The 12610-nt window shown below is 62.2% G+C and carries 14 protein-coding genes; 3 read left to right on the forward strand and 11 right to left on the reverse strand.

Annotated elements, in window-relative coordinates; genetic code table 11:
* Positions 1-9 precede the first annotated feature (9 nt).
* Both betC and betB read left to right on the forward strand, forming a co-directional pair.
* Positions 10-1533: a choline-sulfatase gene (gene betC, locus ACZ9EJ_RS13775; RefSeq protein ID WP_046641584.1), complete on the forward strand. Its 1524-nt coding sequence runs from the start codon at positions 10-12 to the stop codon at positions 1531-1533.
* A gap of 1 nt (position 1534) precedes the next feature.
* Positions 1535-2998 (forward strand): betaine-aldehyde dehydrogenase, encoded by a 1464-nt coding sequence (betB, locus tag ACZ9EJ_RS13780; protein WP_046641583.1) that lies wholly within the window; start codon positions 1535-1537, stop codon positions 2996-2998.
* A gap of 8 nt (positions 2999-3006) precedes the next feature.
* Here betB and ACZ9EJ_RS13785 read toward each other — a convergent pair whose 3' ends face one another.
* Positions 3007-3360: a helix-turn-helix domain-containing protein gene (locus ACZ9EJ_RS13785; protein WP_046632582.1), complete on the reverse strand. Its 354-nt coding sequence runs from the start codon at positions 3358-3360 to the stop codon at positions 3007-3009.
* Between the two features lie 3 nt (positions 3361-3363).
* Positions 3364-3561: a type II toxin-antitoxin system RelE family toxin gene (locus tag ACZ9EJ_RS13790; RefSeq protein ID WP_245282673.1), complete on the reverse strand. Its 198-nt coding sequence runs from the start codon at positions 3559-3561 to the stop codon at positions 3364-3366.
* 96 nt (positions 3562-3657) lie between these two features.
* On the opposite strand from ACZ9EJ_RS13790, the gene betA reads away from it, so the two are divergent.
* On the forward strand, positions 3658-5310 hold the full coding sequence (gene betA / locus ACZ9EJ_RS13795; protein ID WP_046641582.1) for a choline dehydrogenase: 1653 nt from the start codon (positions 3658-3660) through the stop codon (positions 5308-5310).
* Here the strand turns inward: betA and ACZ9EJ_RS13800 are convergent, their stop codons facing one another.
* The 9 genes from ACZ9EJ_RS13800 to cysT all read right to left on the reverse strand — a co-directional run bounded on the left by ACZ9EJ_RS13800 (position 5311) and on the right by cysT (position 12602).
* Positions 5311-5610, reverse strand: coding sequence for a type II toxin-antitoxin system RelE/ParE family toxin (locus ACZ9EJ_RS13800; RefSeq protein WP_046641581.1), 300 nt, complete (start codon positions 5608-5610; stop codon positions 5311-5313).
* Positions 5607-5879, reverse strand: a complete 273-nt coding sequence (locus ACZ9EJ_RS13805) for a YlcI/YnfO family protein (protein WP_007751339.1) — start codon at positions 5877-5879, stop codon at positions 5607-5609. The genes ACZ9EJ_RS13800 and ACZ9EJ_RS13805 overlap by 4 nt, the downstream gene beginning before the upstream one ends.
* 65 nt (positions 5880-5944) lie before the next feature.
* Positions 5945-6415, reverse strand: coding sequence for a DUF6644 family protein (locus ACZ9EJ_RS13810; protein WP_046641580.1), 471 nt, complete (start codon positions 6413-6415; stop codon positions 5945-5947).
* A gap of 7 nt (positions 6416-6422) precedes the next feature.
* Complete coding sequence (locus ACZ9EJ_RS13815; protein ID WP_046641579.1) at positions 6423-6806, reverse strand: DUF6152 family protein; 384 nt, start codon at positions 6804-6806, stop codon at positions 6423-6425.
* Between the two features lie 103 nt (positions 6807-6909).
* Positions 6910-8271: a virulence factor family protein gene (locus ACZ9EJ_RS13820; protein ID WP_052764662.1), complete on the reverse strand. Its 1362-nt coding sequence runs from the start codon at positions 8269-8271 to the stop codon at positions 6910-6912.
* Positions 8268-9587, reverse strand: a complete 1320-nt coding sequence (locus ACZ9EJ_RS13825) for a phosphatidylglycerol lysyltransferase domain-containing protein (protein WP_046641578.1) — start codon at positions 9585-9587, stop codon at positions 8268-8270. Before ACZ9EJ_RS13825 ends, ACZ9EJ_RS13820 begins: the two co-directional genes overlap by 4 nt.
* A 233-nt stretch (positions 9588-9820) precedes the next feature.
* Entirely contained in the window at positions 9821-10858 is a 1038-nt protein-coding gene (locus tag ACZ9EJ_RS13830; protein WP_046641577.1) for a sulfate/molybdate ABC transporter ATP-binding protein, read from the reverse strand.
* Between the two features lie 15 nt (positions 10859-10873).
* Positions 10874-11752, reverse strand: a complete 879-nt coding sequence (gene cysW, locus ACZ9EJ_RS13835; RefSeq protein ID WP_046632600.1) for a sulfate ABC transporter permease subunit CysW — start codon at positions 11750-11752, stop codon at positions 10874-10876.
* Positions 11745-12602: a sulfate ABC transporter permease subunit CysT gene (cysT, locus tag ACZ9EJ_RS13840; protein ID WP_046632601.1), complete on the reverse strand. Its 858-nt coding sequence runs from the start codon at positions 12600-12602 to the stop codon at positions 11745-11747. The genes cysW and cysT overlap by 8 nt, the downstream gene beginning before the upstream one ends.
* Between the last annotated feature and the right edge of the window lie 8 nt (positions 12603-12610).

The raw sequence follows: 12610 nt of genomic DNA on the forward strand, positions 1-12610 counted from the left end.
GAGGACGCCATGACCAAGCCCAATATCCTCATCGTCATGGTCGACCAGCTGAACGGGAGGCTGTTTCCTGACGGGCCGGCGGAGTGGCTGCATGCGCCGAACCTGAAGGCGCTTGCCGCACGTGGCGCCCGGTTCGTCAACAACTATACGTCCTCGCCGCTCTGCGCGCCGGCACGTGCCTCGTTCATGGCCGGGCAGTTGCCGAGCCGGACGCGGGTCTATGACAATGCCGCCGAATATGTTTCGTCGATCCCCACCTTCGCGCATCACCTGCGCCGCGCCGGTTATTACACGGCACTGTCGGGAAAGATGCATTTCGTCGGGCCGGACCAGTTGCACGGGTTCGAGGACCGGCTGACGACCGATATCTATCCGGCCGATTTCGGCTGGACGCCGGATTACCGCAAGCCGGGCGAACGCATCGACTGGTGGTATCACAATCTCGGTTCGGTGACCGGCGCGGGCGTTGCCGAGATCACCAACCAGATGGAATATGACGACGAGGTCGCCTTCCTCGCCAACCAGAAGCTCTATCATCTTGCCCGCGAGCGGGACGATACCGACCGGCGGCCCTGGGCGCTGACCGTCTCCTTCACCCATCCGCACGACCCCTATGTAGCGCGGAAGAAGTTCTGGGATCTCTACGAGGATTGCGAGCACCTGCTGCCGGAAGTCGGGCCGATCCCGCTCGAAGACCAGGATCCGCATTCGAAGCGGATCATCTTTTCCTGCGACTACAAGAACTTCGACGTGACGGAAGACAATGTCCGCCGCTCGCGAAGAGCCTATTTCGCCAACATCTCCTATATCGACGAGAAGGTCGGCGAGCTGGTCGACACGCTGACGCGGACGCGGATGCTGGACGACACGCTGATCCTGTTCTGCTCCGACCATGGCGACATGCTGGGCGAACGCGGGCTGTGGTTCAAGATGAACTTCTTCGAGGGTTCTGCGCGCGTGCCGCTGATGATCGCCGGCCCCGGCGTGCCCGCTGGTCTGCATCTGGCGCCGGTTTCCAACCTCGACGTGACGCCGACGCTTTGCGATCTGGCCGGCATTTCGATGGACGAGATCAAGCCCTGGACGGACGGCGAGAGCCTGAAGCCGATGATGGAGGGGACTGCCCGCACGAGCCCGGTGCTGATGGAATATGCGGCCGAAGGTTCCCATGCGCCGCTTGTCGCCATCCGCGAGGGCAAGTGGAAGTATATCCACTGCCTGCTCGATCCGGACCAGTTGTTCGATCTGGAAAGCGACCCCCAGGAGCTCAACAACCTCGCCGGCGATCCGGATTTTGCCGAGGTGGTCGCTCTCTTCCGGCGCCAGCGCGAGGAGCGCTGGGACATGGGCGCCTTCGACGCGGCGGTGCGTGAAAGCCAGGCGCGGCGCTGGGTGGTCTACGAGGCGCTACGCAACGGCGCCTATTACCCCTGGGACCACCAGCCCTTGCAGAAAGCATCCGAGCGCTACATGCGCAACCACATGAACCTCGACAATCTCGAGGAATCCAAACGCTACCCGCGCGGAGAATGAGATGAAAGCCCAGCCGATCGCCAGCCATTTCATCGACGGCGAATATGTCGAGGATACCGACGGCACCGTCATCGAAAGCCTCTATCCGGCGACCGGAGAGGTGATCGCACGCCTGCATGCGGCGACGCCCGCGATCGTCGAGAGGGCGATTGCGGCCGCCAAACGCGCCCAACCGGCTTGGGCGGCCATGAGCCCGACCGCCCGCGGCCGTATCCTCAAGCGCGCCGCCGACATCATGCGGGAGCGCAACCGGGAGCTTTCCGAATTGGAGACGCTGGATACCGGCAAGCCGATCCAGGAAACCATCGTGGCCGACCCGACTTCGGGCGCCGACAGCTTCGAATTTTTCGGGGGTATCGCAGCGGCAGGACTCAACGGAAGCTACATCCCGCTGGGGCAGGACTTTGCCTATACGAAACGGGTGCCTCTCGGCGTCTGCGTCGGCATCGGCGCCTGGAACTATCCGCAGCAGATCGCCTGCTGGAAGGGCGCGCCGGCGCTGATCTGCGGCAATGCCATGGTGTTCAAGCCGTCCGAAAACACGCCGCTCGGGGCGCTGAAGATCGCCGAGATCCTGATCGAAGCGGGCCTGCCGAAGGGGCTCTACAACGTCATCCAGGGCGACCGGACGACCGGACCGCTCTTGGTCAACCATCCAGATGTCGCCAAGGTATCGCTGACCGGCTCGGTGCCGACCGGCCGCAAAGTGGCGGCGGCCGCTGCCGGAAGCCTCAAGCACGTCACGATGGAGCTCGGGGGCAAATCGCCGCTGATCGTCTTCGACGATGCCGATATCGACAGCGCCATCGGCGGGGCGATGCTCGGCAATTTCTATTCGACCGGCCAGGTCTGCTCCAACGGCACCCGCGTGTTCGTGGCACGCGGTATCAAGGAGACGTTCCTGTCGCGCCTCAAGGCACGCACGGAAAACATGGTGATCGGCGATCCGATGGACGAGGCGACCCAGATCGGACCGATGGTCTCGTTCGATCAGCGCCAGAAGGTGATGAGCTATATCGACAAGGGCAAGGCCGAGGGCGCCACGCTCGTCACCGGCGGCGGCATTCCCAACCACGTGACCGGCGAAGGTTACTACGTTCAGCCGACCGTCTTCGCCGACGTCACCGACGACATGACGATCGCGCGCGAGGAGATTTTTGGGCCGGTCATGTGCGTGCTCGATTTCGATGACGAGGCCGAGGTGATCGCCCGCGCCAACGGCACGGAATTCGGCCTGTCCGGCGGAGTCTTCACGTCCGATCTCACGCGTGCGCATCGGGTGGCGGATCAGCTCGAGGCCGGCACGCTGTGGATCAATACCTACAATCTCTGCCCGGTGGAAATCCCCTTCGGCGGCTCGAAACAATCCGGCTTCGGGCGGGAGAATTCGCTCGCGGCGCTGGAGCATTATTCCGAGCTGAAGACGGTCTATGTGGGCATGGGCAAGGTCGAGGCGCCGTATTGAAGATGGCGTCAGTCCAGAACAAGGTCGTCGAGATCGACCCTAAGCGCAACCGCAATTCGCTTCAGAACCTCTACGGAACCGGTCTTCTTACCGGTTTCGATCTCGGACATGTACGGCTGCGATATGCCGGCCGCGTCCGCAAGCTCGGAAACGGTCATCTTGCGGTAGTTGCGGAAGGTACGGATGCGGCTTTCGGTTTCAAGCAGTTCGTACACCAACTCAGCCGGCCAGGTTTCTTCTCCGGCGGCGATGCGCGCCATGATTTCGTTGGCCTTGATGGTGTCCATCATATCCTCGAAGTCGTCTTCGGGAACCAGGACATAAGACTTGCCGTCAATGACGGTCTTGTCAAAAACACCCATTGTTCACTCCTTATAGATACCGCCTCTAGGCCCGACATCGATAACGACGACGAGGTTCGTCTCCTCGTCGATGATGATCCTGTCATTGCCGACGCGGATGCGAACGAGCGCGCTGCCCTCCAGCCTTTTGAGATCGACCCTTTCACCACGGGCGAATGCATCGACCTTCGCCCTGATGGCAGCCTGGCGTTTGGGCTGCATCCGGCTCAGGCTTTTCAGTGCGACCTTAGAATAAAGTACAGCCTTCATTAGATCAATATAGCTTACAGCTATATGACTATCAATCGAGAGTTGCAAATGGCGCAGGCAGATTTCGTCATCATCGGTTCCGGTTCGGCAGGCTCCGCCATGGCCTATCGCCTGTCGGAGGACGGCAAAAATTCGGTGATCGTCATCGAGGCGGGGGGCACGGATTTCGGGCCGTTCATCCAGATGCCGGCGGCGCTCGCCTGGCCGATGAGCATGAAGCGTTACAACTGGGGTTATCTCTCGGAACCCGAGCCGAACCTCAACAACCGGCGTATCACAGCGCCGCGCGGGAAGGTCATCGGGGGGTCGTCGTCAATCAACGGGCTCGTTTATGTCCGAGGACACGCGGAAGACTATAACCGCTGGGAGGAGCTCGGCGCGCAAGGCTGGGCCTATGCGGACGTGCTCCCGTATTTCAAGCGGATGGAGCATAGCCATGGCGGCGAGGAAGGCTGGCGGGGCACGGACGGGCCGCTGCATGTAAAGCGTGGGCCGGTGACCAATCCGCTCTTCCACGCCTTCATCCAGGCGGGTTCCCAGGCCGGTTTCGAGATGACTCAGGATTATAACGGCTCGAAGCAGGAAGGTTTCGGGCTGATGGAGCAGACGATCCATAACGGCCGCCGCTGGTCTGCCGCCAACGCCTATCTGAAGCCGGCGCTGAAGCGCAGGAATGTCGAACTGGTCTATGGACTGGCTCAGAAGATCGTCATCGAGCACGGCCGCGCCGTCGGCGTCGAGATTGTTCGCCGCGGCGTCACCGAGACGATCACGGCCAACCGCGAGGTGATCGTTGCGGCCTCCTCGTTCAACTCGCCGAAATTGCTGATGTTGTCCGGCATCGGGCCGGCGGATCATCTGAAGGAAATGGGCATCGAGGTGAAGGCCGACCGGCCGGGTGTCGGCGAAAACCTGCAGGACCATATGGAATTCTATTTCCAGCAGGTCTCGACCAAGCCGGTATCGCTCTATTCCTGGCTGCCCTGGTTCTGGCAGGGCGTGGTCGGCGCGCAATGGCTGCTCTCGAAGGGCGGGCTCGGCGCCTCCAACCAGTTCGAGGCCTGCGCCTTCCTGCGCTCGAGCGCAGGGCTCATCCAACCGGATATCCAATACCATTTCCTGCCGGTGGCGATTTCCTACGACGGACGCGCGGCGGCGAAAAGCCACGGATTCCAGGTGCATGTCGGCTACAACCTGTCCAAGTCGCGCGGAAACGTGACGCTGCGATCGCCCGATCCGAAGGCCGATCCGGTGATCCGGTTCAACTACATGAGCCATCCTGAAGACTGGGAGAAGTTCCGCCATTGCGTGCGGCTGACGCGGGAGATCTTTTCCCAGACGGCGTTCGACCAGTATCGCGGGCCGGAAATCCAGCCGGGCGAACAGGTCGAGACGGATGACCAGATCGATGCCTTCCTGCGCGAGCATCTGGAAAGCGCCTATCACCCCTGCGGCACCTGTCGCATGGGCCGCGCGGACGATCCGCTCGCGGTGGTCGATCCGGAATGCCGGGTGATCGGCGTCGAGGGCCTGCGCGTCGCGGACTCGTCGATCTTCCCGCATGTGACCTACGGCAACCTCAACGGCCCCTCGATCATGACCGGAGAGAAGGCGGCCGACCATATTCTCGGCAGGACGCCCCTACCCCGCAGCAATCAGGAGCCCTGGGTCAATCCGCGGGCGATGGTGAGTGACCGGTGATCAGTGGTAGTCGTCTTCGCGCTGGTGGCGGACGGCGAGGATGGTAACCGTCTCGCTGTCCTCCACTTCGTACAGGAGAATATATCCGCTCGAACCGAACGGGACGAGTAGCTCTCGTGCAAAAGCATTTTCGGACACAGCCCTTCGCCCTGCGAAAGGAAAATCCTCAAGCACCTTTATCGCTTTTTGCATGGCATCGAAAACACGCTCGGCAAGCTGCAAATCAATCTCGGCCAGATTGCCGTAATATCTCTCGAAATCCTCGTAAAATTCGCGAGTATATTGAAGACGATAGCTCATTGAGCTTGACGAGCCCTTGCCTTCTCCAGCTTCTCGCGCATCATGTTCAGCACATCCTCCGAGCTGTAATACACTCCCGTCCGTTTAGCTTCATCGCGGGCCTTGAGCCCTCTTGCAATGAATTCTGCCTGGGTCTTCCGATAATCGACCTGTCGCCTCAAGGACTCTTCCATGAAGGCCGAAAGCGTTTCGCCCTCTTTCAGCACGCTCTCGGCTGCGGCCCGCAGTTCCGGATCGACCCGCAGGGAAGGAATGGTCGCCGTTTTCATGTCTTCACTCCATGCGTTGCAATTGCGATGCAGTGTGCTTGAGGTATTGGAATTAATCAAGACGCCTACAAGAACCCGATCCATCTGCCGGCAACTACCGCGCTGATCCACAGCACGATTGAGAGGACGGCGGAGATCCGAAGTGCCGTCGTCGGCCCATTCCCAGCAAGTACCGCCCTCCAACCATTGCTGAAATGAACCACGGCGACGTTCAGAAGGCCGAGCGCGACCAAGCCGAGCTTGGCGAGGAAAGCCGGGTTGCGGGCGTATTCCAGCGGCCGCACCGAGAACAGGCAGAAGCCGGTGACGATGGCAATCAGGACACCGGCCCCGGCGAGGCGTGACAGGTATGGCGCGACCACGGCAAGCGGAACGACCGGGGCAAGGCCCAGCAGCCGGAGATCGAGTGCCAGGATGGCGCCGAACAGCATGCCGATGCCGAGGATGTGCGCCGCGTTGACCAGGAGATAAAGCGTCGAAGAGGCGATCAGCGCCCGCGCGAGCGGCGTTTCGGCAGCCATGGCCAAAAATTCCATGCCCGCCTCAATTGGTCTTGATGCGTTCCGGATAGATATCGAAGGTCTTGCCGGAGACGACGATCCGCACCGCCTTCAGGCGTTTTTCGCTGCGGTCTTCAGAGCGGTTGCCGGTGGCGGTGATCTGGTCGCCGACCTTGGCCTGCCCTTCGACGAAGCCGGAGCGCTGGGTCTGATTGGGATTGCCGAGCTCGACGCGCCAGACGCCGTCGTCGGCCTTCACCTCAAGTGTCGGATGCGGCGGGGCAAAGGAAATCGACTGGATCGTGCCCTTGAGGTCTATCTGGTCGGCTTGCGCCCAGGACCAGCCGTGATGGGCGGCGGCGGTGCCGGCGAGCGATGCGGCGATCGTTGTGCCGGCGAGAATACGGGTGATCGAAAGACGGGGCATGGCGGCTCTCCTCTGTTTCCGGATCATGTGCCGGAAGATGTAGGCCGTCTGCGCAGATGGCCAGAGGTTTCACCGTTTCTTGAACGTCAGCCGCCGTCGACGGTCAATTGGTCGCCATCAGCGCCAGGGCCCTGTCGACGATCAGGCGGTTGAGGGCGCGGTAGTCGCCGTCGAAATGGTGGCCGCCTTCGCGGGCGAGAACCTGGGTGCCGCGGATGTCCCTGACGGCCGGGCAGGCGGTGTCATCTTCCTTCAGCCCGTAGATGCACTGGATCTTGGACGGCTCGACCTCATGAAGATCGTCGACAGGATCGCCGTATTTGCCGGTGCCGGCAAAACCTAGCCAGCCGGTCACGTCGATCTCGAAATCCGCCTGATGCGACAGCGCCAGGAGCGAGACGAGCAAGATCGCCTGCTTGTCCGCCTCCGGCAGAAGCCGGTAGGTCGCTGGCAGGACATTGGCCCCGAAGGAATATCCGATCAGCAGGACGTTATCGACGTTCCAGCGCTTACGGTAGGAATTGATGATATGGGAAAGGTCGGCTGCGGTCTGTTCCGGGGTTCGCTCGCTCCAGAAATAGCGTAGCGCATCAACGCCGACGACCGGGATGCCCTCTTCCTTCAGATAGGCGCCGAGCTGCTGGTCGATATCGCGCCAGCCGCCGTCGCCGGAATAGATGATCGCCATCATATTGTGTTTCGGCGTCGCATGGATCGGTACGATCGGCAGATTGAGCGGCGAAGCGGACTGGGCGAGCCGACGGACGGTCGCCGATATATTCTCCAGCAGGGCCACATCAGCGCCCACCGCCGTTTCCCGGTACTCGATCGCGGGATGGGTATTTTTGAGATTTTCCGCAAGGATCCGGCCTGCCGCGTCGGCCTCGGGGGTGAAGACGACCCGGACGGGATTGGGAAGATCGCCTTCGGTCAGGCCGTAGACCGTGCCGCCGGGGACCGGCGTCTTCGGCGCCGGGGTGCAGAGGACGGTCGACAGCGGGATGGCGTTCTGCGGGTCGATGGCAAGGGTCTCGGCGATCGTCGAATCCGGCGTCTGGGCGGCAATGGCCAGCGCCAGCGTGCCGCCGTCACCGATGCCTGCCACGACCGGCGGGTGATAGGTGGCGATATCGGCCGATCGGTGCAGCTGGCGCGTCACGTCCTCGATATCGGAAACCAGATAGAGGCAGTCATCCCGCTCCTCCTCCAGCGCCGCATAATAGTCGCGAATGTCCACGCCGACCACCAGGGCGCCGTCCCTGACCAGCGTCTCGGACGTCTGCTCCTCGCGGTCCGTCCAGCCCTCACCGCCCGAAAGCAGCACCACGACGCCGGTCGCCTTGCCTTCGGGGATAGAAACCCGGTCGATCGGCAAGCTCCTGGCCTTCAGGGCCGGGTCGGAGACGATATTGACGATGGCAGCGACGAAAGTGATGCCTGCAAAAACGATCGGCAGAACCTTCATCTGCGAAGGATGCCCTTCAGCCCGCCGCCGATCAGCATGGTAACATCGACCAGTGAAACAACCGGCAGGCCACGGCCGGAGACGGCGATGTAGCGCGGCTGCCATTCCGGATCGAACTTGTCCTTAAACAACCTCACGCCCCGGAAATTGTAGAAACGCTCGCCGTTCTGGAAGATGCGCTCGCCCACGTGGTTCCAGAGCGGCGCCTTGCTATGGGTCGAAAGGCCGGCAAGCGGCGCCATGCCGAGGTTGAGGGTTCGAAAGCCTGCGGCCCTCAGATGCTCCATGATCCGCACGAACAGCAAGACCATCATGCCCTGATGAGCATTCGGCAGGTGGCGCATCAGGTCGATGCAGGCGTCCCCGGCGGAACCGGTCGAAAGGACGTTGGCGAATGCGACGATCTTGCCCTCGATGCGGATGACCCCAACCGGGCCGGCCGCCACGTATTGAGGCTGGAAGGTTCCGAGCGAAAAACCTTTTTCCGTCGCATTCTGAGCCGTCAGCCAGGTACGGGAGACGGACCGGAGTTCGTCGAGAACCGCGGGAACATCCTCTGCCTCGATCATCGAGAACTCAAGACCATCGCGAACCGCGCGGTTGACCGCGCGGCGAAGCCTGATCCGGTTGCCACCCTTGAGGTCGAACTTCGTCAGGTCGACCACCGCCTGTTCGCCGAGCTTGTAGGGCTTCAACCCGGTTTCGACGGTGAACGGCAGGAAATCCGGGGAGACCTGATAGAAAACGGCGCGGCAGCCCGATTTGCGGGCATGTTCCATGAATTTCAGCGCCAGGCCGGACCATGCATCGACGGGGCCGATGGGATCGAACAGCGCCACCCAGGAACGGCCCTGCTGGGCGTACATGATGAAGGCGTTGCCGCAATCGGAGAAAAGCAGCTTCTTGTCGCCGAGGCGTACGAGACCTGCGCTCGCATTCGGCTGGGTGGCGAGAATTTCGATGGCGCGGCTCATCTCGTGGCTCGCCGGCGGCTTGCGGCAGCGTCGCGGGCGCCGCAGCCGGTTGGTGGCGAGCGTGCCGATCAGGAGCGTCAGCGCCAGGCCCGTCGGCGCGTGGATATCGCTGTTCGACAGAAGCAGGCTCCAGCCGAGCCTCACCAGATTTTCCTCGAGGAAGATGCTCACCCCAAGGGCGATCACGAACAGAAGGAAACCGAAAGACAGAAGAATGCTCGCATCGGGAGTCAGGCGGTCGACCAGCACCCTCCCCATGGAGATGGCCGATTGTGCCGACTGCTTTGCCGGCGAGCCGGCGACCGGCTCGGAGGGGTCTTCGAGGTGGGCAATGTCTGCCATAGGTTATCCGTCACGGAAATAAGCGTTAGGCCTGCATTTCGTCAGAGCTTGCGCCCGTAAGGTTCTTACCCGTTCTGTGTCAATCAACAATTGACACATATCAATTTTGGAAAACTTTCCGTGATTAAGGTAAAAACGCCACGCATCAACGGCGCATGCAATGCGATTTCCGTGGCATCGCATATGCCACAGCGTGTACGGGCGGCCAAGATCCTCCTGAGGCTGCGGAAACGCTACTTGCGGAAAACCTTCCAGCGTGTCGGACGGAAGCGCGTTTCGCTGCCGAGCTCGATCGGCGCATGCAGCGGCACCTCCACCTCGACGTGATAGGGCGCGTGGCCTTCATTGGCGATGTCGATCTCGGCGATGCGGGTGCCGGCGAGGCGGCGGCAGGCGGTGACCTTTCCGAACAGCGCATCCGGCGCGTCGACAAGCGCCACGTCTTCCGGCCGGAAGAACAGTTCCCCTGCCCCGTCGCCCGCCTCCGCAATGCCGATCGGCTGGCCCTGGAAGAGCATGGTGCCGTCCCTTACCTCGACGGGGAGCTGCGAAGACTCGCCGATGAACGAGAAGACGAAGGGGGAACCCGGCCGGTCGTAGACGTCGTCGGCCGAGCCGACCTGCTCGATCTTGCCCTGGCTCATGACCACGACGCGATCGGCGAGTTCCAGCGCCTCTTCCTGGTCATGGGTGACGAAGACGGTGGTGTGGCCGGTGCGGTCGTGGAATTCCCGCAGCCACCGGCGCAATTCCTTGCGTACCTTGGCGTCGAGAGCGCCAAAAGGTTCATCGAGCAGCAGGATGCGCGGCTCGATCGCCATGGCGCGGGCAAGCGCGACACGCTGGCGCTGGCCGCCGGAGAGCTGGTTCGGATAACGCTTTTCAAGCCCGCCCAGCTGGACCATGTCCAGGAGTTCGGAGACGCGGCGGCGGATTTCCGTCTTCGGCGGGCGGCTGGCGGCCGGCCGGACCTTGAGGCCGAAGCCGATATTCTCGGCGACCGTCATGTGCCGGAACAGCGCGTAATGCTGGAAGACGAAACCGACATTGCGCTCCTGCACCGAATGATGCGAGGCGTCCTGGTCGCCGAAGAAGATCTTTCCCGATGTCGGGAAATCGAGGCCGGCGATGAGGCGCAAGAGCGTCGTCTTGCCGGAGCCCGAGGGACCGAGCAGCGCGATCAGCTCGCCGGACGCGATGTTCAGCGAGACGTCGTTCAGCGCCGGAAAACGATCGAATTCCTTGCGGATACTGTTGATGGTGACTTCCATCTGGTCCTTGACCTTTCAATGCCTGCCGCCGGCAGCGCCGGCTCCGAACCGAAGTTCGAGAAGAGTTTTCAATGCAAGGGTGACGAGCGCCAGCAAGGCCAGCAGCGAGGCCACCGCGAAGGCCGCGACGAAGTTATACTCATTATAGAGTATCTCCACATGCAGCGGCATGGTGTTCGTGAGGCCGCGGATATGGCCCGAAACCACCGAAACGGCGCCGAACTCGCCCATGGCGCGGGCATTGCAGAGGAGCACGCCGTAAAGCAGGCCCCATTTGATATTCGGCAACGTCACGTACCAGAAGGTCTGCCAGCCGGACGCGCCGAGCGACAGGGCCGCCTCCTCGTCGCCGGTGCCCTGGTCCTCCATCAGCGGGATCAGTTCGCGTGCGACGAAGGGAAAGGTGACGAAGACCGTGGCGAGCACGATGCCCGGCACGGCAAACAGGATTGTGATGCCTTGGCTTTTGAGGATCGGGCCAAGCAGGCTGTTGGAGCCGAAGAGCAGCACGTAGACCAGGCCGGAAATGACCGGCGAGATCGAGAACGGCAGATCGATCAGGGTGATCAGGAAGGACTTGCCCTTGAACTCGAACTTGGCGATGGCCCAGGAGGCGCAGAGCCCGAAGACGAGGTTGAGCGGAACGGAAATCGCAGCCACCAGAAGCGTCAGGCGGATCGCTGCCGCCGCGTCGGGCTCGATCAGCGCTTCGTAATATTCCGACCATCCTTTGCGAAAAGCCTCCACAAAGACGGAAACCAGCGGCAGGAGCAGGAAGAAGGCGAGGAAAACCAGCGCCAGCCCGATCAGCAGGATCTTCGCGAGCGGGCGCTCGTCGGCGGGATTGCGGAAGGCCGGCGGTTTGCCGAGCGCGGAGCGGGCGTCTTCAGACATTGCCGTATCTCCTTCGGTTCCAGGCCTGGATGAGGTTGATGATGAAGAGCATCACGAAGGAGATGATCAGCATGATGGTGGCGATCGCCGTCGCGCCCGCATAGTTGAACTCCTCCAGCCGGATGACGATGAGGAGCGGCGCGATCTCCGAGACGTACGGAATGTTGCCGGCGATGAAGATGACCGAGCCGTATTCGCCGACGCCTCTGGCGAAGGCGAGCGCAAAACCGGTCAGGATCGCCGGCGTCAGCCCCGGCAGGATAACCTGCGAAATCGTCTGGAAGCGATTGGCGCCGAGCGTGGCTGCGGCTTCCTCCACCTCGCGGTCCAACTCCTCCATGACCGGCTGCACGGTGCGCACCACGAAGGGAAGGCCGATGAAGACCAGCGCCACGACGATGCCGAGCGGCGTGAAGGCGATGCGGAACGGCATGAACAGCGAACCGACCCAGCCGTTCGGCGCATAGAGCGCTGCAAGCGCAATGCCGGCGACCGCCGTCGGCAGCGCGAACGGCAGGTCGACGATCGCATCGATCAGCCGGCGGCCGGGGAAATTGTAGCGGGTCAGCACCCAGGCGACGACGGTGCCGAAGACGACATTGACCAGCGCGGCCAGGAAGGCCGTGCCGAAGGATATATAAAGTGCGTCCAGCGTGCGCCGGTCGGTCAGAACAGCGAAAAACCCGCTCCAGCCGAGCCCGGCGGTGCGCCAAAGCAGGCCAGCAACGGGGATCAGGATAATCAGCGACAGGTAGGCGAGCGAAAAGCCGAGCGTCAACCCGAAACCCGGGATGATGCTCGGCTGCTTCAGTCGCCACTTTGCCGGTGAGGCAGTGGCGTTATGGATCATTTAATATT

The organism is Neorhizobium sp. USDA 3394 (genome assembly GCF_056280385.1).